Consider the following 23,097-nt stretch of genomic DNA (forward strand, 5'->3'; position numbering starts at 1 on the left):
TACGTTTCTATACTGGTTAATCTTTAACAATGTAAAGCACAGCTTGACGCTGAGCGTAACTGTAATAGCGCTGACCTTGGTAGGCCTTAGCCACTTCCATGATTTCTTCCTGATTGAAACTTGAGATTTTAATCGTTCCGTTTTTTAATCTCTGAATATCACTAAGAAGCGCCGAATCTTCTTTAATCTGGTTACTCTCACCCTCTTCAAATGTCAAAGGTTTCATTTTTATGGTCTGAGCATTCACAAAAATCTTATACTGAGGAAAAATCTGCGCCAATTCAAATAAAAGACTGTCAGTAATCGGCTCGTCCTGCTCACTGAAAACCTGAGCGACTTCTTCTTCATTTTCATAGGCAAAACCATAGGATTTTCCCGACAAATTAAGACGGACAAAAGGTTTTTGCTCGTCAAAGGAAGGGGTGTCATTCAACAGCTGCAGTTTTTGACTCAAGTCAAAATAATAATCGGTTGCCGCCTCGGGCGACTGTTTTTGGTAAATTTCAGCAAAATAGGCGTTAATCACACTCGGCGGCGGCGTGATAAAAGCCAGCTTGTCTGCATCTGACAGAGATGCCAGTTTATTTTCTAAATAAACCTTGTCCAAGCCGGTGAACCCGCCGTACTTAAGAGCTAAGTCAAGATAGTTCGACATAAACTGTTTCCAGCCTCCACTTGTTTTTCTCTGCAATATAGCCTTTAATCTCTTTGCCCTCCTGCTCAGTATCATAGAAGTCAAGCAGGGCTATGCGACTGAGATCATAGAGTTTATAGGCATTTTCAGCAGTTATCTTAAGAGTGAAAGGCACAAACATACTCTTTAATTTCTCCACAATAGCCTGACGTAAGACCAAAGCTCCTTCTTCAGACTTAGCCGAAAGACTGACATAAGGATACTGGCTTGCTGTAAAGTCTTTGACCTTGTCCATCTTATTGTAAACTACTAAACGCGGAATAGCTGACATCCCAAGATCAGACAGGATATTTAGAACAACGCGTTCATGGTTCTCATGATTAGGATCACTGGCATCAACAATATGCAGCAGCAAATCAACCTGACGGCTCTCTTCCAGCGTTGATTTAAAAGCGGCGACAAGTTCGGTCGGTAAATCCTGAATAAAACCGACAGTATCTGTCAGAGTTGCCTGAAAACGATCAAGCAGATAAATCTGCTTGGTCGTCGCATCAAGTGTCGCAAAAAGTTCATTGGCTTCATACTGGTTCTTGTCCGTCAAAAGGTTCATAATTGTCGATTTTCCGGCATTGGTATAGCCAATCAAACCAATCTTAAATGTCTCCGAATCCAGCCGTTTCTCCCGGTTGGTTTCACGATTTTTAGCTACGGTTTTAAGCTGTTTTTCAACATCGGCAATTTGTTTGCGAATACTGCGGCGATTAAGTTCCAGCTGACTTTCACCCGGACCGCGGCTGCCGATTCCCCCAGCCTGACGGCTAAGCATAACTCCTTGTCCAGAAAGACGCGGCAGCATGTACTTGAGCTGTGCCAGATGAACCTGAAGTTTTCCTTCATGACTTCTGGCCCGCATGGCAAAGATATCCAAAATCAGCTGCATCCGGTCAATCACCTTCAGACCCAACGCAGCCTCCAAATAGGTGTTCTGACGGGGTGTCAGCTGATTATTGACAATCACGCTGTCAACAGCCTCGATCTCAGTAAACTGCTTAATTTCCTGCAGTTTTCCTGATCCGATGAGACTCTTGCTGTCGCAGCGTTCTCTTTTTTGGGAATAGGAATGAATGACCTTAGCTCCTGCTGTCTGTGCGAGACTGGCCAGTTCTTCCATGGACATTTCAAAATTTTTACTGCCCGTCAAATCCACACCGACAAGGATAACACGTTCTTGTTTTTGACCGGTTTCAATCATTCATTTCTGCCCCTCTCTTTCACCAGTTTTCACTCTTTTTTATTGCAAATCAGAAGAGTGATTTTACACATTATTATATCACAGCTGCCTGGAAAAGTCAGACAATTTTGCTATTCTTTATCAGTCCTTAACGAATGTAAAACACATTTAAAGGAAGAAAAATATACCCCCAAAAAAATCCTATTCCCCAAAGAAAGTCGCTGTGCTCCTTCATGCTAAAGCGGTGGATTTTTACCTAAAAAATCAGCCACTGCCTGATCTATTTTCTCCTTGTAATCTGCATCACTAACCCTGTAAAAATCAACTGCCATACGGTTTTTAAACCAAGTCAGCTGACGCTTGGCAAAACGCCGAGTGTTTTGCTTGATTTGAGCTGCCGCTGTTTCCAAGCTAATCTCTCCTGCAAAATAAGGGAAGAGCTCCTTGTAGCCAATGCCGCGGCTGGCCTGTGACTGAGGATAATTCTCATACAGCCATCTCGCTTCATCCGGCAATCCCTGAGCCATCATCTGATCAACACGCCGGTTAATCCGCTCGTACAGCTTTTGGCGGTCATCATTTAGACCAATCACTAAAAAATCATAAGGTTTCTCATGATTTTGGGCTCCCTGACTGAACTTGCGGAGTTCCAGCGCTCGGGTGGCACGGCGGCGGTTTGCTTCCGGCAGTTTGATGTCATACGTCTTCAGCAGACCAAAAAGCTCCTGGTCTGACAGCTCCTCCAATTCTTTGCGATAAGTGAGAACTTCGTCTTGATTGACCTGACCGCCCAGATGATAACCTTCCAGCAAACTCTGCAAATACAGCCCGGTTCCTCCTACAATAATTGGCAGATGCCCGCGCTGCCTGATAGTTTCAACAGCACTCCTTGCTTCCTGAACAAAGTCAAAAGCTGAGTAGCTCTCACTGACATCACGTACATCCAGCAGATGATGCGGAACCGCTCTCTGCTCAGCTGCACTTGCTTTGGCCGTTCCAATATCCAGCTTGCGGTAAACTTGCTGACTGTCTCCGCTGATGATTTCTCCTTGATATTTTTGAGCCAACTCTATACCCAGAGCTGTTTTACCGACTGCTGTCGGACCTAAGACCACAAGTATTTTTTCTTTCATGCACTTTTTCCTTGAAAAAAACGGTAATTTTTAAGATAATAGTACTATTATAACATATAAAAGGAGTCTTATTTATGGCTAAAAAACATGCATTCGCTAGAGGTCTCGCGACAGGTGTCATCGGCACTGCTGCAACGGTGGCCGGAGCTGTCTTCGCTGTTAAGAAAACAATTATTGATCCGGAAGAAAAGAAAGCCGCTTTCATTGAAGAAAATCGCAAAAAAGCTGCGCGCCGCCGCGTTACTCGATAAACATTTTTAAAATCGTCCGCAGGGACGATTTTTTTATTTCCTATGAAATATTTTCCTCAAACAAGTATTACTTCTCCTCGCCCAGTATAATCACAAGAGTTCCTCTCGTCTCTTTCTTTGCTGAGCTTATAGCAAACAAAGAAGCAGCTGACAATGAGACTAAGAAAAGCAGATTTGGTTCGCACAGCACAATCACATCCCTTTGTTTTCAAGTGTCTTTTGATTTTTTCTTGACTATTGCCTGTCAATATGGGAAAATATTTTTATAAAATGAAAGGGGTTACAATATGATTATTGGTGTACCTAAGGAAATTAAAAACAATGAAAATCGCGTTGGTCTGACGCCAGCTGGTGTGCTGACGCTCAAACAGGCCGGGCATAGCGTCTGGGTCGAAAAGGATGCCGGGCTTGGATCCGGTTTTACCGATGCTGAATATCAAGAACAGGGGGCTGTTATCAAAGAAAGTGCTGCTGAAGCTTGGGCAGCTGACATGGTCATCAAGGTTAAAGAACCTTTAGAAAGTGAATACCAATTCTTCCGCTCTAATCTTTTGCTGTTTACTTATTTGCACTTAGCACCGGCACCGGAATTGACGCAGGCTCTGATTGACGGAGACGTCATTGCCATTGGCTACGAAACCGTTGTGGATCACGGCACACTTCCGCTGCTCAATCCCATGAGTGAGGTGGCAGGACGCATGGCAACTCAGCTCGGCGCTCAGTTCCTGACCAAAATTGAAGGCGGATCAGGCATCCTTCTGGGCGGTGTTCCCGGTGTTAAAAAAGGCCATGTGGTTATCATCGGCGGCGGCAATGTCGGTGTTAATGCTGCACAAATGGCTGTCGGACTCGGTGCCAAAGTCACTGTTATTGATGTCAATCCAAAACGCTTGGCTGAGCTGGATGCGCAGTTTGACGGCAAGGTACAGACACTCATGTCCAATCCGCTCAATATCGCAGAAAGCGTCAAAGACGCAGACCTTCTCATTGGGGCTGTTTTGATTCCGGGAGCACGCGCACCAAAACTGGTAACTAAAGACATGGTCGCACAAATGCGGGCAGGTTCTGTTATCATTGATGTTGCTGTTGACCAGGGCGGTATCATTGAAACAGCTGACCGCGTGACAACTCATGATGACCCAACCTATCTGGTTGACGGAGTGGTTCACTATGCGGTTGCTAACATGCCTGGAGCTGTCGCTCGCACATCGACTCTTGCTCTGACAAATGCTACCCTGCCTTATGCCCTTGAATTAGCCGATAAAGGCGCTGATAAAGCTGTTGCTGAAAGTACAGCCCTGCGCACCGGCCTCAATATTTACCGCGGCAAAGTAACCAACAAGGCTGTAGCCGACTCGCTGGGACTTGACTATACAGATTTATAAAAAGCAGACCCGAGGGTCTGTTTTTTTGGTAATAGCGGAGCAGTTTGCTTGAAAACCTGTCTGCAGCAATGATTTTCCAAAATAAAGTGCAGGGATTTGTAAACCTTATTCAAATCCAGCAACTGTGCAATTGATATCTTAAATTGAGAAATTCTCCTTAGCTAATTAAGGAGAATTTTTATAACGACTGACAATAGGAAACAAGAATCTGGGCAAAGACTTCTGGCATTTGCCGATTAAGCACATGCCGGCCGCCTTTGATGATTTTCAGCTGAGCATGCTTTAACAGCGCAGTCATTTGCTTGGCTGCTTTTAAATTAGCCTTGTCCTTATCCCCGCACATCAAAAGACAGGGAATGTCTGAGTTTTTAAGGCTGACAGACAAGTCAAACCGGCTTAAACCGCCATAAAAGGTCAGCAAATTATCTTTATCCATGCCTCGTTTGGCAAGGAAAGCTTTTGGTATCAGCTTAGACAAAAAAAGCTGCCATTTATACGTGTTATTGCCGTCGAATTGATATTGCCCTGCCGCCGATACGACAGCAATCATATGCTCAGCTGGGTTCTCCAAAAAAGACAAAGCCAGCATAGCCCCCAGCGATAATCCAACTAAAATAAAATCTTCGTGAATTGCCGCCAATTCTGAACCTACCCGCTTGTGCAACTCTTCAAAAGTCTCAGGCAGCCGCCCGTCCGTAAATAAGTCTAAGGCCAAGCAATCATAGTCAGGCAGGGCTGCAATCACCTCATCCCAAGATGAAGCATCTTGACCCAGGCCATGAAGAAATACTAATTTCATATAATCTTTTCCTTACAAGAATCTATTTTTTGTTTAAAGCACTGCTCAGCTTGTTCTATATAAGTGACAAAAGCCTCGTAGCTTGTGCAATCCTTTGGTATATCCAGTCCAATTTTCTCCACGATAATTTTGGGCTCTCGTTCTTTTGGTAACAGTTGTGAACACTGATAATCAACAGGTTTCTCTTTGTGATTAGGGAAAAGATAGATTCCTCGCTTGGACTCAAAACGATACATATAAGCTACTACCTGCAAATAATCTCGTCCATTGATATGATCCATAGGCTTATATTTGGCATCCGCAACAATCGGTCTATCTGATAACGAGAGAAAGTCTGGATAAATTCTTCCATTTCCATTTTGAAATAAGTAATAAGCGCCTGTCCTGCTCTTATTTTGAGGATGCTCAAATTCAGGCAATAAGGTAGCTGCATATTCCTCCCAGAGCCAAGCACCATCAATCAGAAATCCCAAAACTTCTCGTTGATTTTCTTGATAAGGCATGACCGTTTCCTGCCTCAAAATCGCCAGACAGAGACGCTGTAAATCGCGATACTCATGGTAATAAGCATGGCGCATCGGATTCTTACTGTTAACATGGACAATTCTCGCCAAGGGTTGTGCTTGATAATGCTGACTGTTTTGGACAAGCGCCTCCACATTTTCACGGCTGGTTTTATCAGACAACCACAAATCAGCATAGCCCTCTTGCTTTAGGTATTCAATCGTATAGCGCACCAAATGAATGAGAGCATTTTCACTGCTGCGCTCGCGAGTATTATAAGCAATCCTGCCGGTAAAAGGCACGTCTTCCTTGATAAAGCGGTTAACATCAACTCGTCCGCGAATATAGGCATCATTGTAGTGAAACGCTTGATATTCCTTGTAAACACCCTTAATCAATGCTCTATTAAGGTAATAAGGAAAGAGGAAAACTAAAAAATTCAGATAAGTTTGCGAACGAGCACTCATCATAAAACTTGTCACATTAAAATGCAATACCTTTTCCAGCATACAGAAGAAAAAGAAATTATCCTCATCGTCAAAACGAGACTGGATAAAAAGTTCTTCCTCACCATACTTCAAAATCCCCATGACATTGCTGGTTTGCAACCTATCTCCAATTACCTCCAAAACCTTTTGACTGCTTTCAAGGTCGTCAGATTCAGATAAATCAGACGGAAAGATAAAAAGCCCTTCTTTTTGAAAATTTTCCAATGTTTTATTAGCAATCTGCTTTAAAAAATCATCAGAAATTTTAATACTATCACGCTGGCAACCGCTATTATCCTTAAGAGTTATCATCAGCAGCTTCCTCAATTTTATCTGGCGAATAATAGGCTTTCTCAAAAGACTCCATCAATTCTTTTTCATTAAGCTGACCGCGGACATAATCCTCCAAAAGCGGCTGCAAATAATCAAACCAGAGCACCTCATAATTGTAATCAAGCTCCTTCAGTTTCAAGAAATAAGAGGGACCGATATGATAGTGATTGTTGAGACCATCAGCCTTAGAAATAGCACTGTTGAGATTGGTCAATCGTGCCTTTGCTCCCTCAGCATTGTCACCTAGTTTATCCAACATACTAAGCTGTTCCTCTGCCGTTACCTCAACAAATCTGAAGCGGCGGCGCATAGCAAAATCAAAAGTATCCACCGAACGATCAATATCATTCATAGTGCCAATGATATAGACATTCTCAGGAACATAGAATTTTTCATCAGTATCATGCAGATTGGCATACTGGGTTGAAACCGTACCAGCTTCACCGCGATAGCTTGGGTCAATAGAGAAGAATAATTCTCCAAAAATCTTGGAAATCTCTCCGCGGTTGATTTCGTCGATGATGAAGACGAAGTCTTTACGTTCTTTAGTAACTGCCTTATGAGCATTTTTAGTTTTTTCTTTATTTATCTGTTTAAAAAGAGCTAGATAGTAAGAATACCCTTGAGTTGCATGCTGCTTTTCAAAGAAATGCGTAATTTCATTAACTTGATTAAAATTTCTACCTGAACCTAGCATTTGTTCTATATCTTGAATGCTTATTTTTAATTTATTTGCTACCTCATTATCAGGAATAGAAATATGAATATTTTTTTCATCAATATCTGTTACAAAGAATTTATTGCGTTGTGTTTTGAATTCCTGAGCAGGAAATTCCATATTTGCAAAAAATGTAGAAATCTTATTACGAGCGTCATTCTCATTCTTGATAGCTTTTGCAGATTTTTGCGAATCAATAAAATTCTTTTTCGCTTTCTGGCAAAATTTCTTAAAAATCCCATCCTGCAATTCAAAGCCAATCTGACCATCAGCACTTGAGACAGGACGCAGCCCCTCCACAAAATCCGTATAATCATAAGACGGATGGAATTGGACAAAACCAATTTGGTCATCATTTCCGCCAGTCAGCTCCTCAGCAATCTGCCTAGCAAGATAAGTTTTCCCAGTCCCCGGCGCACCGCGGAGGATGAGGTTTTTGGATTGTCTCAGAACCCGAGCGTATTTACTATCGTTGTAACTAGGCTGTGGTTCTTCTATTATATTATGATTTTTAGATATCAATGTACGATAGATTTCGCTTTCTTTAATATTCATATACTGATCAAAAAAACTTATTAAAGCATCATTCGGGACATTCTCATCATTCAGATCAAAATCATTTATCTTAGCGTCTATGCCCGTTTTATGGTCAACTTTATTTGAATCCCAAATTACAATACTTACTTTATCAATAGTTTTTGAATTAAATGTAAACCGTAAATTAGCCCATAAATTATTGTCAATATAATAGTCGATATAAGGTACTGTTGATGATCCCTTTTTGGTTGGACCATAAGAAGACCCAGATTTCAAATGAATGTCAAACCATTTATTATCAATTCTTACTTTATCAATTTTCATATTTTTACTTGATTCAAGTTTATAATTATCTTTCTCAAAACTATCAGGAGACAAATGTGGAGACCTATCGCTACCTCCCTTAATATTAATATTCGCCTGTTCTACAAATCTCCTAAGTAAATTCTTAAATTCATTATATTTATCTGACATCTTGATTTCTCCTATACTATCTCCTCTTCCCCTATCCCATTCTCTTCCAATATTTCTTGGATGCGGTCGAATTTGAGGCGGAAGTGTTCGAGTTTGTGGCCGTCTGAGCCGATGGAGTATTTGCGGCAGCCTAGGTTTTTGACCAGGCTAACAGCGTAGCGGTAAAGGTCTTCGTGTCCGTAGAGATACATGGATTTACTGTTGAGCTCGAAAGCTAGGTTGTGGTCTATCATTTTTTGGAAGATGCGGATGAGCTGGGGTTCATAGGCTTTTAATTCATCAACCGTCACATCAAAGAGGCGGAAACCATAGTCAAAATGCGCCAGCACATCAGCTTCCACGCGTCCGACGGCATATTCCAGCTTGTCCAGATACTCCTGAATGATAGCATTTTTATCCATATCTGCCACTTCGTCATCCAGATAGTCGTTGACACCGTTGTGATGGACAGAAAGGAGCTTGAGGTCATAGTCTTTGTCTTTTAGGAAGCTGATGAGGTCAGCTTCGCGGGGCTGATAGTAGCCGATTTCAATGCCTTTTTTAATGCGGTTGCCATACTTAGCATTCAGCTCTGCTATTTCCTTAGAATAAGCCTCATAATCGGGCACGTCATCCTGCTTGGTGTAAGGATTTGAGAGGTCATAGTGCTCGGTTGTTACCAGCTCTCCCTTATAGTTTTCAAGATAATCTTCAAAACGGGCCTGAGAGTCATAGGAAAAATGGGTGTGTAAATGGTTATCGCGCATGGTTATGCCTCCTTCTTTCTCCTTTATTATACACTAAATTCGCTCCCTTTTTATTATAGTTTACAGCTATACCTTTCTCCGTAAAATACCAAATACTTATTTTCAAAAGGACCTAGGCTAGGATCAATAAGACCATTAGAAGAAATCGCTAAAAAATTCAGGTGACTAAGCTCTTTCCTCGTTCAAACAAAACGAAGGCATCACTTTCGGAAAAAGAAAACCGAAACTGATACCTTCGCTTTTTTAGGATCAAAGAATGCTGATGTCAAAGTGCTTGCAATCGGTCTGACCGGCTTTGACAAAGCTGACCGAGCGTTTTTCTTCAAAAAGATCAGACTCTTCAAGCGACGTTGACAGACCACTCCAAGGTTCCAGCGCTATAAAGGGGCTTTTGTTGGCAGTTGACCAGAGGATCAAGTAAGGGAAATCCGCAAAATCCAGACGAATGCCCTTATTATGATTTTTAGAGCGCAGAGTGACACTTCTTGATGTTAATTGATCCAAAGTAATGGCATCATGCGCAAAAAGGGAGTAATCCAAATCAAGAAATTTTTGCTTTTCAAAAAAAGGTGTCCTATCTTGTAAATCCAGCAGCCCTGTATCAGGAAAAGACTTCGGCACTGTACAGGTTTCCTCTTTTTCAAACTCCAGATAGTAGTCCTCATAGCGATCACCCTCTACAAGCGGACAGTTAAAGCCGGGATGCCCGCCGATAAAGTAGGGCATGGTTTTTTCCGTTTCCTTGTTCGTAATGTGATACTCTGTACGAATGGCTGAGCTCTTCAAGCTATAAATGATTTTTAATTCAAACTGGTAGGGGTACTGTGCCAGCATGTCCTCATCCGGCGCAATAGTAAAGGCAAGACTGTCCTCACTGAGCTGCTTAAAGGTGAAATTCTTCTTTCGCACCAATCCGTGTCTGGGAATAAGACCGGTAAAATGTGCCTGTTTATCCGAATCGTAAATAGCCCAGTCATTTCGCAAACTGCCGCAAATGGGAAAGAGCACCGGTGCCTGAGAACTCCAGTATTGAGGGTCTCCCTGCCATAAATATTCCAAACCGTCTTTATCTTTGATAGAAGACAGGGCACCGCCAAATTCTTTAAACTGGACTGTAAGCTGTTCATTTTTTAGTTCGATTGTCATATTTATCCTCACTGTTTAGTCTTTAAAATAAAGCAAGAGCGCAGCCAAAGACTGCAGCTCTTGCTTATAAAGTCCTTTCGAAAATAGCAACGCTTTATTTTAGCTGATGATTTAACAGTCTGTGTGTTAATAATTAAATAATGGAGTATTGTTAAGTTCTAGCAAACAAGAAAGTGCTGCAAAATCATCAGTCAATAGTGTGCGTTTCAGCTAATTTTTTATACCAGTAAGCACTCTTTTTCGGATAGCGCTCCTGCGTATCAAAGTCCACATAGAAGAGGCCGTAGCGTTTTTCATAGCCGTTTGACCAGGAGAAAACATCCATCAGGGACCAAATAAAGTAACCTTTAACATTGGCACCGTCAGCAATGGCATCGGAAATGACTTCCAAATGTTTCTTCACATAATCAATGCGTCCGTCATCATAAACGGTATTGTCCACAAACTCATCTTTGTAGCCGAGACCATTTTCAGTGATATAGATTTTCTTATAGTTAGGATAATCTCTTTTCACGCGCATGATTTGGTCGTACAGTCCTTGTGGATAGATGATCCAATCCCAATCTGTTTTTGGAATATTGGTTGGCGCTTCTCTGCGGCCGACACCCTTAATTTGGTATTTGGAGCTGCCTTTTTCACCTTTTCCGTTATGAATAATCTCGGTTTCCCCATCAAAGGCGCGCATCCAGTCGCTCATATAGTAGTTGATACCCAAGAAGTCATTCAGATCCTTAGCCGCTTTGAGCGCTGCAAAATCATCATCGCGCAAATCCAGCTCCCCGCCGTTAACAGCTAAGATATGATTGACCCCTTCCATGGTCTTATCAGAATATTCTCCCAGATAAGTGGCATCAAGAATAAATTTATTATGAATAATATCTTCCAGCTCTGCGGCACGCACATCATCAGGGTTAGATGGATCGTAAGGATACTTGGTCGGCAGGGCGTGAACCACACCGATCTCACCGGAGTAGCCGCCGTCTTTAAAGAGCTTGACTGCGCGGGCATGAGAAACCATCATGTTATGGTGGGATTGGAAAACCTTGGCCAAGTCATACTTGATACCCGGCGGGAATTTTCCAACCAGATACTGACCGTCGCCAATAGGGCCGATTTCATTGAAGGTTGTCCAATAGTTGACTTCCGGAAATTCCTTAAAACAGAATTCTGCGTAATCCACAAAGTAGTCTATGTTTTCCCGATTGAGGAAATCACCTTTGGAATGGAGTGCCTCCGGCGTGTCAAAATGGTGCAGCGTTACAAATGGTTCAACATGGCGCTTGTGGCATTCGGCAAAGAGCTTATGATAGAAGTCTACCCCTTTAGGATTGACCTCGCCAGAGCCTGTCGGGAAAATTCGCGACCAGGCAATGGAGATGCGAATGCCGTTGACACCAAATTCTTCGGCCAATTTCAAATCAACAGGGTATTTGTGGTAAAAATCGCTGGCAGGCTCTGCTGTGTACCAATAATTATCTTCCAGATACTTGTCCCAGGCAACAGGACCTTTTCCTTCGCCTTTGGTGACGCCTTCTGCTTGATAAGCAGCAGTTGCGCCGCCAAAGATAAAATCGTTCGGTAATGTTTTAGTCATCTTGTGACCTCTCAATCTTTAAATTGCTCTTCAACAAAAGCCAAAGCTCCCTGACCGTCGCGAGTCAGCTGAATGTATTGGGCTCCTTCAGTCTTAGCCAATTTAATACCCAGCTTGTCTGTTTCTGCTTTCATATCTTCATAGTTAGATGCCACTTGCGGTGCCAAAATAACCAATTGATACTGCGGCAGAATTTCACGGTGGGCACCGTAACTGCCAGCTGCTGCCTTGACAGGTGCCCCGTATTCGGCTGCTGCCTTATTCAGTGCATTTGCCAAGAGACCGCTGGTACCGCCGCCGGCACACAGAACCAAAACATTGGTCTGTTCAGTGATTGCGCTGTCCGTAGCTTCAGCAGCACCGGCATTTTCAAGAATAGCATCTGCTTTTTTGGTATCAAAGTTAGCGGCAACTTTTTCTTTGAGAGAATCCGCTGCACTGCTGCCCTCAGCTTCTTCTGCTAAGATTTGTTCATCATAGACCTTGACAAACGGATAGTAAATAGCGACATCAACTACAATCAAGAGAGCTGCAAGGACAAAGGCCAATACGCCAAACCCTGTTCCCATGACAATACCCAGCGGTCCCGGAGTTGTCCAAGGAAGGTTCACGCTGAAACTGTTCATTCCCAAAGTATCTACAAAGAATTTGAAAATCCAAACATTAACGATTGGCGTCAGAATAAACGGAATAAAGAAGACCGGGTTTAAAACAATAGGTGCGCCAAATAAGATCGGTTCATTAACACCAAAGAAGGTTGGAACAACAGACGCACGGCCGATAGCCTTATTGCGCTTCGATTTTGTCAGCCACATGAACATGAAAGGAACAACCAAGGTCGCACCTGTTCCGCCCATGGTAACGATAAACATTTGAGTTCCTGATGTAATGACCTTATCCGCATGCTGGCCTGCCTGAAGCAGATGATAGTTGGTTTCAACATTGGCATAGGTAATGGCTGCAATAGCCGGTTCCACGATAGAAGGACCGTGAATACCGACAAACCAAAACAGTGCATAGGCTCCAAAGATAATGGTAATTCCAAGATAACCGTCAGCAGCTGAAAACAGAGGCGCCAGCAAGGTTCCGATTGATTCTGCCACATTTACGCCAAGAAGCGCTTTGATTCCCAGCTGAATAGCATAAAGAATAATGATTGAAAAAGCAAATGGGAAGATATCCTTGAATACTTGAGAAATATTTGGCGGAACTTCCTCAGGCATGCGAATAGTTACATTATTTTTGACGCAGACCTTGTAGACATTAACTGTAATAAAGGCTGCAATGAAGGCTGTCAAGAGACCCTTAGTTCCCATAAAGGCACTTAAGAAACCGCCCTCTTTAGCAGGGTTAGCTGCCATGATTAAGAACCCGGCCATTGATGCCAGCATGGTTGAGATAAAGTTAATCTGATTGGTATCATCTAAGCGACGATTCATCGAATCTGTCAAAGATTTGGCCGTTGTACCGGCAACCAGAAAACCGATAATCCCCATCGTATAGTTGTATGGTGTCATCAAGCCGTTTTCAATATCTTTAGGCCAAGAAAAGCCGAAGATATTAGGCACATAGGCAATCAGAAGAAAGATACTGGAAAACAGGATAACAGGCATCGCTGAAATGAAACCATCACGAATGGCGCGAAGGTAAATATTGCGAGACACCTTTTCAAAGAAAGGCTTTCCTTTCTCGATCTGAGCAATTAATGCGTTCATATTTAGCTACCTCTCTTATATAGTTCAATTAAGTGCTTCATCAAATCTTTCAGCAATATGGTTGTCATCAAATGATCCTGACCGTGCATCAGGGTGACACTCAGCTCAATAGCATCTCCCTGTGCTTCTTTTGTTAAAAGACTGGTCTGAGCTTTATGAGCGTCAGTAATGCAGTCCTCAGCTGCTGAAACAAGCTCTTCAGCCTTAGCAAAATCTCCTGCCTGAGCAGCATTCAAGGCTTCAAGCAATTTTGAACGCGCATCGCCGGCATAGGCTACAATCTCAAACCCTAAAAGAGTCGCTTCTTCTCTGTTCATAGTGATTCTCCTTTTAAAAATATTAAACCTTTGTTTTCCACGATGTTGCTGTTTTTTGCAGCACTTTATTGAGCTCATCAATGTTTTGGAAGCCTGTTGTCCGCAGCCATTCACGCGCTGCAGACTGGCCTTTTTCAATATAGTCTTTAACACTGCCTGCCCAGGTAGCACGGCCGCAAAGAACTCCGTTAAAGTTTGCTCCTGATTCATGGGCAAAGACGAGGGTATCTTGGAATAATTTAGCCGATACGCCGGCACTCAGGTAAATGTAAGGAAGATTAGTTGCTTCATCCTGCTGTTTGAAGTAGGCTGCTGCTTCTTCCTTGCTGTAAAGAACTTCGCCGTCGCCAAATCCTTCAACATAATTCATGTTAACTGGAACTTCAACCTTAAGGACATCAATATTAAAGCGCGGATTTGAAAAGACTTTCATGGCTTCAATAACCTTGTGCGGCTTAACCTTAGCATAGTCAGGACTGGCTGCGTCTGCAATCTTTTCGTCATAAGCCAAAATTTCCAAGAAGAAAGGAATATCTTCTGCTACGCATTCAGAACCAATGCGTTCAATATAGGCTTGTTTTTGCTGATTGAGTTCAGCTGAGCTGTCCACATCATAGTAAAGCAAGAACTTAACAGCATCTGCGCCTTGTTCTTTCAGGCGTTTGGCTGACCAAACATCCAAGCAGTCGGGCAGCCGTTTAGTACTGGTTGTGTCATAGCCTGTTTTTTCATAGGCCAAGAGCAGGCCGGCATTTTTATCAAGAGCTTTGGTGGCAGGCAGACCGTATTCAGGATCAAGCAGCATTGAAGACGCGTAAGGAGTCAATTCCTGTGCAACCAAAACCTTTAATTCTTCCATTTGCTCCACAGTCGGCTCTTGTGTTTGATGCTGTGCCATCAAACGTTTCAAAGCTCCGCGCTGGTCAAAGGCAAGGGCTGAAATAATCCCCTTGTCATCGCTTAATTTTTCCATGTATTTGCGTTTTTGTTCTGTCAGTACCATCTTTAAACCTCTTTTACTTGAATTTGTTGATACAGCGTATCATAGTTGGCCATATTGACATGACCGGTCATTTTTTCCTGAGCATTCAGCATGCCAAGAACATTTGCTTTTTTCAGCAGGGCAGCGTCATCTTCGCTGTGTGCCAGCGCCGATGCTATTCCGGCTACAGTTGAGTCGCCAGATCCGACCGGATTGACAACCGCAATCTTGGGAATATCCACCTTGTAGAATTTATCCCCATGCTTAGCAAAAGCCCCGTTTGCTCCCAGAGAAACAATAATCCACTCAATTCCTTCAAATAAAGGATCAAGCAGGACTTCTTTCAGGCTGGCTGCATCTTCTGAAATATCTTTTCTTAATAACTGTGACAGCTCTTCGCTGTTAGGCTTGATAACAGTTGGTTTTTCTGAAGACCTAAGAACAGCCTCAAGTGCTGCTCCAGAGCAGTCAAGGACTGTTTTTTTACCATACAGATTTGCCAGTCCGACTAATTTTGCATAGTAGTCCTTTTCAAGACCTTCCGGCAGACTGCCGGAAAAAGTGATTACATCAAAAGATTTGACAAGCATTCTAAAATGATGCAGAAATCCTTCAGCTTCACTGGCATCAATTAAGGGACCGCTTTCAAGAATTTCCGTTTGCAGTCCTTCGTGCAGAATTGCGATGCAGTTTCGTGTTTCACCGTGAATAGGGAAAAACTGATGCCGGATGCCAGCCTGCGTCAGCTTTTCAGTCAGGTAATCACCCAACCTGCCGCCAATCAAGCCTGTCGCAATGACATCATCACCTGCTTCTGACAGCACACGTGTCACATTCAGACCCTTGCCGCCCGGCGTTTTAGTGACCTCAGAGACGCGATTGACAGTGTCCAGCTTTAGTTTATCCAGCGGATAAGAAACATCAATAGAAGGATTCATCGTTACGGTAAGAATCATGAAATAAACCTTTCTTAATCGTGATATTCTCCGCGATCCCATTTATCAAGGAATTCTTTAAAGAAATCAGGATCTGCTTGATCAGCATTTGAGGTTTCAATATGAGCGATTTTAGCAATCAGTTTTTTGTTTTCTTCAGTTTCTTTGTATTCTGCTTTGATGAAAGCTTCAATGATATCATTCATCAGAAGACCGCCGGTAATCTTGCCGCCAAAACCGATAACATTAGCATTGAGTTCTTCTTTGGCATAGAGAGCGGAAGTCATATCACGCACTAAAGCTGAGCGAACACCCGGTACTTTGTTAACAGCATTATTGATACCAACACCCGTACCGCAGATACAAATGCCAAGATCTGCCTGTCCGCTGACAACAGCTTCTCCGACTTTTTTCCCGAAAATAGGGTAGTGGGTGCGGACGTGGTCATAGGTTCCAAAGTCAAGTACTTCATAACCTTTTGATTTTAAAAATTCTGAGACAGCCATTTTTTCATCTGTCACAATGTGGTCACAGCCGATAGCGATTTTCATTTTTCTTCTCCTTCTTTTTTAGCACATCTTGTTAAGCATATCCACGCGGATTTGGTGACGTCCGCCGTCATAGTGGCCTTCAACAAATCCTTTGGCAATGTTTTTTGCCAATTCATCACCGACAATCTCGGCACCCATGGTAATGATACGCGCGTTATTGTGAGCGCGGGTCATGTAAGCAGAGCGTTCATCCGATACTTCTGCAGCTACCATACCTTTGATTTTAGTTGCGACCATAAAGGAACCGGCACCATAAGCATCAATGACAATACCCAGATTGTCCTCAGCTTTGTTAACTTCTGCTGCCACAGCCAAAGTTACATCAACGAAATCCTGCCCTTCTGCACTGACATCCACAATGTCAAAGTCTCTTGCCAGCAGATAATCTTTGACAACATCTTTAAGTCTTTCTCCTGCCTTATCGGCACCAAGTACAATTGCCATTTTTCTTCTCCTTTGTTTGTTTTTGTTTGTTACAAGATAATAATAAACTAAAGCAAACATTTTGTCAAGAAAAAATTGAATATTTTTGTTTATTTTAAAAAATACCGATAAACACCGATTTATCAATAACTTTCTGTAATATTCAATTATTTTTAGAAGATTTCTAGGATTTAAAATTGTTCTTTTTTGTTTATAATTGTGATATTTTTCTATCTTTATGCTATAATATCATCAAAAGAACACTGCGTAGGAGATTTATATGATCAAAAAAGAGAGATTAAATTGGATATTAGAACAATTAAAACATCAAACCATTATTACCGTAAATGACATCATCAAAGAACTCGGAGTTTCTGATATGACCGTACGGCGCGATTTGGCGGAACTCGAAAAAGAGAACCAGCTGATCCGGGTGCACGGCGGTGCTCAAAGCATCAACCTCTTAAATAAACCCGAAAAATCAAATATTGAAAAACACTCTGAACAGGTCAGCGAGAAAAAAGAAATCGCTGCTTTTACTGCTCAGCGTGTCCAAGATGGGGAAACGATCTTCATCGGTCCCGGGACAACGCTGGAATACTTTGCTCAGGAATTGGTCCAGCGCAACCTGCGCATTATCACTAACAGCCTGCCGGTATTTGATATTTTAAAAGAGAGCCCAAATATTGATCTCCTTCTTATTGGCGGAGAATACCGTCCTGTTACCGGGGCTTTTGTTGGATCTTTAGCCAGCAGCAATATCGCTTCGCTGACTTTTTCCAAAGCCTTCATCAGTGCCAATGCTGTCTATAAAGATTCGGTAGCCACCTACAGTGAATCCGAAGGCACCATTCAGGAACTCGCCTTGGATAAAGCGCTGGAAAAATATCTCTTAGTCGATAATAAAAAATTTGACTCCTATGATTTCTTCGTTTTTTATAAAACCAGTGATTTTGACTATGTCGTAACAGATTCTAAACTATCAGCCGACAAACAGGCTCTTTACAGTCAATTCACCAAAGTTCTCAAGGCTGATGCGGACAAGCTGTAAATCATGACCACCTTTTGTCTCACAGTCAGCAAAACAGAACTTACTAAAACTGCACAAAAAGAAGCCCCGTTTTCACGGAGCTTCAACTTGAAGACAAAGTCTTTTATGATCCTTTCCTTAGGTGATAACGAACGGCAAAACCTAATCAAGGCTATAGCTCTTGATTAGGTTTTGCATTAGATTGCCGTTAGAAATAATATCGATTTCTAACAGCAATCGTCGCAGCGACTTCCTTCGGAATTCCATGCCTAAGTTCAAGATACAAAGGGCATCTGCGGATAAAGGCAAAATAGAGAGTGCGACGCGGAAACGTTAAGATTCTAGGCAGACTCATCTTTTTGCCACAATCCGCAAACCCGTGTTCAATTAGTCTCAAATCTTCCGACTGGCAGAAACCCTATTGTTTCTACCACTTTTATCACGGCGAAAAGGCTCGGATTAAGGCTCGCTTCGCTCGCAAATTAAGCCATTTAATTGATATTTGAAGAGCTTCAAAACATGTTTGCAGTGAAAAATGTGTTTGTCTATACTCTGATAAAAGCGGCAGAAGGATTAGCCCAAGAAAAGGCTGCTGTTTATTTACTGCTGCTGATAGCTGTTAAATCAATGATTTCACCAGCATCAGTCTTTTTCTGTTTGGTATGATTTAAAATATTTTGCCGGGTTTCATCAACCAGCTGCTGCAGGCTGATTTGAGCCATCTGAGCTTCGGCCTGCTTTTGAATATCCTGGTAATGGTTCTGCAAAACTTCTGGAAAGACCACCCCAACGCTGCAGGTCTTGGAAGTATTTTGGTCTACCTTCAGCAGGTCACCCTGATTGTCAATAGCATGGTAAACATCCAAAACAGTCAGTTCTGTCAATGGTTTTTCAATACGAAAACCTGTCTTGCCTCTTTGGCTTGTAATGATACCAGCCTTACGCAGCTGCGTCAGCATTTGCCTAACCAGACTGGCATTGCTCTTCAGGCTAGCTGCCAAACGTTCACTGCTGACCGCCTCTGTTTTGTGTACCTCAGCATATACTAAAATTTGTAATAAGTCACTCAATCGATTATTTGCCATGATATCTCCAAAGTCATTCTTTCTCTTTTACTCTATCATGACTTTGACGGGCTGGCAAGTTTAGCGGTGCAGTAATTTTGCTTTTTTAACGTCTTCGATAGTTTGCGCACCAGCCAGCTGCATATCAATTTTAAACTCATTATTCAAGTGTTCAACAACAGCTTGTGCACCTTGAGCGCCACCCAAAGCCAGTCCGTAAATAACTGGACGGGCCAAAGCAACCAAATCAGCTCCGCTTGCCAAAGCTTTAAAGACATGGGAGCCGCGACGGACACCACTGTCAAAGATGATAGAAACACGTTTGCTGACGCGCTCTGCTATTGCCGCCAAAGTATCAAAGGAAGCTGGACCGCCGTTTAACTGACGGCCGCCATGGTTAGACACCCAGATGCCTGAAGCACCAGCTTTGATAGCCGTTTCGGCATCATCAGGATCCTGAACACCTTTGACGATAACTGGCAAACCGGTATAAGCAGCTACACGTTTGATGTCTTCCGGCAAAATGACTTGGGCTGCGGCCGCGTAGATTTCACTGATACCTTTGCCTTCGCTTCCTTCTGCCAACTTGGCCAAGTTGCCCATTGGAAGCGGGAATTGGAAGTTGTTAATAATATCTGCTTCACGGTAACCGCCAAGCATAGAATCAACGGTCATGATGATAGCCTTAACACCGGCTTTGACAGCCTCATCCAGCCAGGCTTCATTGACAGACCAGTCCTTGCTCATGTAGAGCTGGAAGAATTGCGGTGCCCCCTTACCAGCGGCAGCGGTCTCTGAGATTGTGGTCGTACCATAAGTTGACTGAGACATGATAGTGCCGGCGGCTGCCATACCTTCTGCGGTTGCCAGTTCACCGCGGGCATGCGCTAAACCTTGGGCTGCAGCAGGTGCCATGATAATTGGCATGGAAATCTTAATGCCGAAGATTTCAGTCTCAGTTGATGGGTTTTCAACAGAAGTCAAAATACGGGGAACAATCTGCACGTGATTGAAAGCTGCTGTGTTTTCTTTCAGCGTCCACTCATCATCTGCACCTTCAGTGATATAACCAAAGCCGCCCTTGGGAATAATTTCCTTGGCACGTGCTTCTAAACTGGGAAGATTGAGAATGTCAATCTTTTCTTCTTTATCTGATTGAAAATAATTGTTTGTTACTGTCATAAGAGTACCTTCTTTCTTGTATCTCGGTAAATAGGATTAATTTTTATTTAGTGTTATTTTTTATAATAACTCGTTTATCCCCAAAGTATTAAATATTCTCAAGAGCACCTTGATGCGAATGCCATCTGCATCCTCTATCAGGTAAGAACTTTCTGATTTTTCAAGCAAAGTCATGCCATAAAGCTCTGCCTTGTTCAAAGAAGCCCTAAAGAAGACGGCATCGCTAACGATGATGGTCAGATGATTGAGACCAGGCTGTCCTGCTTGGCGTTTAGGAAGATGAGAGCCTGCCCATTGGTTGAGAGCCAGCTGGTGATGGTAATTACCAGAAGCAATCCAGGAAGCTGACGGAATGGTCATCTTGTCGCCGAGGTCAAAGATACGCTGATAGAACTTGGACGAAAGACCAGCATTCTTGACACTCAAATGGACATGGCCGACAATAGTTTTGCTGCTGAGCGCAAAGGTATCGTAAGGACTTGCCTCCGCCAAAACGCCATCAGCATCCATCTCTTCAGTCACCCCGATAATACGGCCGTCCTCACGAATATCCCACTCGCTAACAGGTTTGTCCCGGTAAATCTCGATACCATTTCCTTCAATATCATCTAGGTAAATAGCTTCGCTGTAACCATGATCTGCTCCGCCAGTCAGCGGAACACCGCTGGTCACCAGATGCCTAAGCGCTGCTCCTAAACGTGGACGGTCTGGCACTAAAATAGCAGTATGGTAGAGACCATAATTCTTCTGAGCTGGTAAATCCGTCTTAACCAGACGCATAACAGCCTCATCAGAACCTTCAATTCCTAAAACTGTCTCATCCGCTGTTTGGTGAATCGCCTTAAAGCCAATGAAATCCGTGTAAAAAATGGTTTGTTTTTCCAGGTCATGAACATTGAGCACCACCTCGCCCAAACGAATCCGGGAATTATAAGCATAAGTCATGATTAGCTCCTTATTCTAAGACAGCAAAGCCGCCTGTCCATGAAATCTTTTCCTGCGCAGCCAATGAGATTTGCAGGAAACCAATGGCTTCCAATTCACGGGCACGCTTCAGACTTCCTGCATCCAGTACCGCCACACCGCTGCCTGCCAAAGCTGCACTCACAAGTTCTTTTGCTTTTGCATCGTCCGATGCTAAGATAACACGGGTCGGCTCTTTACCTGCTACGGTTCCGCTGACCAATGCCGCTGCAAATGTTGTGTTGAAACCTTTAACCCAACGTGCGTCGGGCACTTGCTTTGAGAATTCTGCTGTCGCTGAGCTGTCAGCAGCTACCGCCAAACCATCAAAGTTGTCAAAATTAACAGGGTTGGTAATATCTACCACCACCTTACCTGCTAAGTCTTTGCCGTATTGTTTAAGAATAGCTGCCACTGCTGAATAAGGGACAGCCAGTACCACAAGATCGCCCAAATTTGCAGCTTTGTCAGTTGAACCAAGATAAGAAACAGAGTGGCCAGCTTTTTCAAAAAGTCCTCCGATAGCCTGTCCCATGTTTCCTTTACCAAAAATCGTAATCGTTGTCATAACAATTCCTCCATAGTCTATCTTGTAACTTTTTTTATTACAACTTATGAGAAAATTATACTACTTAGTGATAAATTAGCAAGAGATTTGTTTATAAATAAAAAACCCTGCTTTTCTCGGTTGGTATTGGGTTGCTAGAGGTTGACAGAGCAGAATGCTGAATTGCAAACAAACACTAGGAACACATTTTTTTAGCAGAGCCAATAGATTAGAACAAAAAAAACTCCTAGACAAGGCTGATCCTATCTAAGAGCTTTGATTGTATGAATAATTTCCTTTGAACAAATACTAGGCAAAAGACAAACAGAGTCTCCTCCGCTGCTTTTAAACTAATCCCCATAGCCATTAGGATGACTGGAGTGCCAAGCCCAAGCGGTTTCTATAATTTTTTCAATATCATCAAACTGCGGTTCCCAGCCTAAAATCTCACGCGCCTTTTCTGAGCTTGCGACCAGCGTATCCGGATCTCCGGGGCGGCGGGCCGCCTTCTCAGCCGGAATGTCTTTGCCGGTGACCTTGCGGGCTGCTTCTAAAATTTGCAGATTTGAAAATCCTGTTGACGAGCCAAGATTAAAGGCTGTTGAGTCATTGCCCTCACGCAGGTACTGAACAGCAAGCAAGTGTGCATCCGCCAAATCAAAGGGGTGCACATAGTCCCGAACGTTTGTTCCGTCCGGCGTATCATAATCATCACCGAAAATCATAATCTTCTCACGGGTGCCTTGAGCTACCTGCAGGACAATCGGCAAAAGATGGGTCTCAGGACCGTGATCCTCACCAATTGAACCGTCTGGTTTGGCACCGGCTACATTGAAATAGCGAAGCGGAACAAACTTAATGCCGTAAGCCTGATCAGACCATTTCATAATAGTTTCCATCATCAGCTTGCTTTCGCCGTAAGGATTGATAGGGCGCTGCGGTGCCGTTTCTTTGATAGGAAGTTCGTCAGGAATACCATAGGTCGCTGCTGTTGATGAAAAGACAATAGACTTAACATCAAATTCATTCATGACTTCTAAAAGCTTAATCATGCCAGCAGTATTGTTATCAAAATACTTGAGCGGATTTTCCATAGACTCGGCCACAAGCGAATAAGCAGCAAAGTGAATCACCGCATCTATATCAGGATTTTCTGTGAAAACCTGACGCATAAAGTCTTGATCCGTCAAGTCTCCCTGATAAAATTTTGCAGCAGGGTGAACCGCTGCGCGGTGACCGGTCACCAGACTGTCAACGACAACAACCTTTTCTTTGCCCTCTTCTGCCAAACGATCTACCATGTGAGAGCCGATATAGCCGGCTCCTCCTAAAACTAAAATTGCCATAAATAAGATACCGAGCCCGTAAACGACAAAGCAAAAATAAGAGTCAATCAGCATCTTTTAAACTGCAAA

23 protein-coding genes are annotated in these 23,097 nt (G+C 43.0%); 3 read left to right on the forward strand and 20 right to left on the reverse strand.

The window, feature by feature from the left end:
- Positions 1-16: 16 nt before the first annotated feature.
- The 3 genes from AC4HAN_RS04060 to miaA form a co-directional block, all read right to left on the reverse strand.
- Positions 17-655 carry a cystathionine beta-lyase gene (locus AC4HAN_RS04060; protein WP_491091320.1) on the reverse strand — a complete coding sequence of 213 codons (639 nt, stop codon included), beginning with the start codon at positions 653-655 and terminating at the stop codon, positions 17-19.
- Complete coding sequence (gene hflX / locus AC4HAN_RS04065; protein ID WP_491091321.1) at positions 639-1,886, reverse strand: GTPase HflX; 1,248 nt, start codon at positions 1,884-1,886, stop codon at positions 639-641. Before hflX ends, AC4HAN_RS04060 begins: the two co-directional genes overlap by 17 nt.
- A gap of 215 nt (positions 1,887-2,101) precedes the next feature.
- Entirely contained in the window at positions 2,102-2,998 is an 897-nt protein-coding gene (miaA, locus tag AC4HAN_RS04070) for a tRNA (adenosine(37)-N6)-dimethylallyltransferase MiaA (RefSeq protein ID WP_491091322.1), read from the reverse strand.
- Positions 2,999-3,072: 74 nt separating this feature from the next.
- On the opposite strand from miaA, the gene AC4HAN_RS04075 reads away from it, so the two are divergent.
- Together AC4HAN_RS04075 and ald are read left to right on the forward strand one after the other, a co-directional pair.
- Entirely contained in the window at positions 3,073-3,249 is a 177-nt protein-coding gene (locus tag AC4HAN_RS04075; RefSeq protein WP_002263068.1) for a DUF3042 family protein, read from the forward strand.
- 287 nt (positions 3,250-3,536) lie between these two features.
- Positions 3,537-4,634, forward strand: coding sequence for an alanine dehydrogenase (ald, locus tag AC4HAN_RS04080; RefSeq protein WP_491091323.1), 1,098 nt, complete (start codon positions 3,537-3,539; stop codon positions 4,632-4,634).
- 178 nt (positions 4,635-4,812) lie between these two features.
- Here the strand turns inward: ald and AC4HAN_RS04085 are convergent, their stop codons facing one another.
- The 12 genes from AC4HAN_RS04085 to lacA form a co-directional block, all read right to left on the reverse strand.
- Entirely contained in the window at positions 4,813-5,433 is a 621-nt protein-coding gene (locus AC4HAN_RS04085) for an alpha/beta fold hydrolase (RefSeq protein WP_491091324.1), read from the reverse strand.
- Positions 5,430-6,737: a 5-methylcytosine restriction system specificity protein McrC gene (locus tag AC4HAN_RS04090; RefSeq protein WP_491091325.1), complete on the reverse strand. Its 1,308-nt coding sequence runs from the start codon at positions 6,735-6,737 to the stop codon at positions 5,430-5,432. The genes AC4HAN_RS04085 and AC4HAN_RS04090 overlap by 4 nt, the downstream gene beginning before the upstream one ends.
- Positions 6,724-8,487, reverse strand: coding sequence for an McrB family protein (locus tag AC4HAN_RS04095; RefSeq protein WP_491091326.1), 1,764 nt, complete (start codon positions 8,485-8,487; stop codon positions 6,724-6,726). Before AC4HAN_RS04095 ends, AC4HAN_RS04090 begins: the two co-directional genes overlap by 14 nt.
- 11 nt (positions 8,488-8,498) lie before the next feature.
- Positions 8,499-9,233 carry a PHP domain-containing protein gene (locus tag AC4HAN_RS04100; protein ID WP_491091327.1) on the reverse strand — a complete coding sequence of 245 codons (735 nt, stop codon included), beginning with the start codon at positions 9,231-9,233 and terminating at the stop codon, positions 8,499-8,501.
- Between the two features lie 249 nt (positions 9,234-9,482).
- Entirely contained in the window at positions 9,483-10,379 is an 897-nt protein-coding gene (locus tag AC4HAN_RS04105) for an aldose 1-epimerase family protein (protein ID WP_491091328.1), read from the reverse strand.
- A gap of 187 nt (positions 10,380-10,566) precedes the next feature.
- Positions 10,567-11,973: a 6-phospho-beta-galactosidase gene (gene lacG / locus AC4HAN_RS04110; RefSeq protein ID WP_491091329.1), complete on the reverse strand. Its 1,407-nt coding sequence runs from the start codon at positions 11,971-11,973 to the stop codon at positions 10,567-10,569.
- A gap of 11 nt (positions 11,974-11,984) precedes the next feature.
- The gene (locus AC4HAN_RS04115; RefSeq protein WP_491091330.1) at positions 11,985-13,688 is read right to left on the reverse strand and encodes a lactose-specific PTS transporter subunit EIIC; all 1,704 of its coding nucleotides are present in this window, start codon (positions 13,686-13,688) and stop codon (positions 11,985-11,987) included.
- Positions 13,689-13,690: 2 nt separating this feature from the next.
- On the reverse strand, positions 13,691-14,005 hold the full coding sequence (lacF, locus tag AC4HAN_RS04120; protein ID WP_027976729.1) for a PTS lactose transporter subunit IIA: 315 nt from the start codon (positions 14,003-14,005) through the stop codon (positions 13,691-13,693).
- A gap of 22 nt (positions 14,006-14,027) precedes the next feature.
- Positions 14,028-15,008, reverse strand: a complete 981-nt coding sequence (gene lacD, locus AC4HAN_RS04125) for a tagatose-bisphosphate aldolase (RefSeq protein ID WP_491091331.1) — start codon at positions 15,006-15,008, stop codon at positions 14,028-14,030.
- 2 nt (positions 15,009-15,010) lie between these two features.
- A complete protein-coding gene (locus tag AC4HAN_RS04130; protein WP_491091332.1) occupies positions 15,011-15,943 on the reverse strand; it encodes a tagatose-6-phosphate kinase in 933 nt (310 codons plus the stop codon).
- 14 nt (positions 15,944-15,957) lie between these two features.
- On the reverse strand, positions 15,958-16,473 hold the full coding sequence (gene lacB / locus AC4HAN_RS04135) for a galactose-6-phosphate isomerase subunit LacB (protein WP_027976734.1): 516 nt from the start codon (positions 16,471-16,473) through the stop codon (positions 15,958-15,960).
- An 18-nt stretch (positions 16,474-16,491) separates the two neighbouring features.
- A complete protein-coding gene (gene lacA / locus AC4HAN_RS04140) occupies positions 16,492-16,917 on the reverse strand; it encodes a galactose-6-phosphate isomerase subunit LacA (RefSeq protein ID WP_491091333.1) in 426 nt (141 codons plus the stop codon).
- 259 nt (positions 16,918-17,176) lie between these two features.
- Between lacA and AC4HAN_RS04145 the strand changes: the two genes are divergently transcribed.
- Positions 17,177-17,947 carry a DeoR/GlpR family DNA-binding transcription regulator gene (locus AC4HAN_RS04145; RefSeq protein ID WP_491091334.1) on the forward strand — a complete coding sequence of 257 codons (771 nt, stop codon included), beginning with the start codon at positions 17,177-17,179 and terminating at the stop codon, positions 17,945-17,947.
- Between the two features lie 575 nt (positions 17,948-18,522).
- On the opposite strand, the gene AC4HAN_RS04150 is transcribed toward AC4HAN_RS04145, so the two are convergent.
- From AC4HAN_RS04150 to galE, 5 genes are all read right to left on the reverse strand, one after another.
- A complete protein-coding gene (locus AC4HAN_RS04150; RefSeq protein WP_491091335.1) occupies positions 18,523-19,011 on the reverse strand; it encodes an RrF2 family transcriptional regulator in 489 nt (162 codons plus the stop codon).
- 60 nt (positions 19,012-19,071) lie between these two features.
- Positions 19,072-20,172, reverse strand: a complete 1,101-nt coding sequence (locus AC4HAN_RS04155) for a lactate oxidase (RefSeq protein ID WP_491091336.1) — start codon at positions 20,170-20,172, stop codon at positions 19,072-19,074.
- Positions 20,173-20,232: 60 nt separating this feature from the next.
- Positions 20,233-21,117 (reverse strand): VOC family protein, encoded by an 885-nt coding sequence (locus AC4HAN_RS04160; protein ID WP_491091337.1) that lies wholly within the window; start codon positions 21,115-21,117, stop codon positions 20,233-20,235.
- Between the two features lie 10 nt (positions 21,118-21,127).
- Positions 21,128-21,703: an NADPH-dependent F420 reductase gene (locus AC4HAN_RS04165; protein WP_491091338.1), complete on the reverse strand. Its 576-nt coding sequence runs from the start codon at positions 21,701-21,703 to the stop codon at positions 21,128-21,130.
- Positions 21,704-22,032: 329 nt separating this feature from the next.
- Positions 22,033-23,028, reverse strand: coding sequence for a UDP-glucose 4-epimerase GalE (gene galE, locus AC4HAN_RS04170; RefSeq protein ID WP_491091339.1), 996 nt, complete (start codon positions 23,026-23,028; stop codon positions 22,033-22,035).
- Positions 23,029-23,097 lie beyond the last annotated feature (69 nt).

It is taken from the genome of Streptococcus sp. ELY_86, from assembly GCF_058314495.1.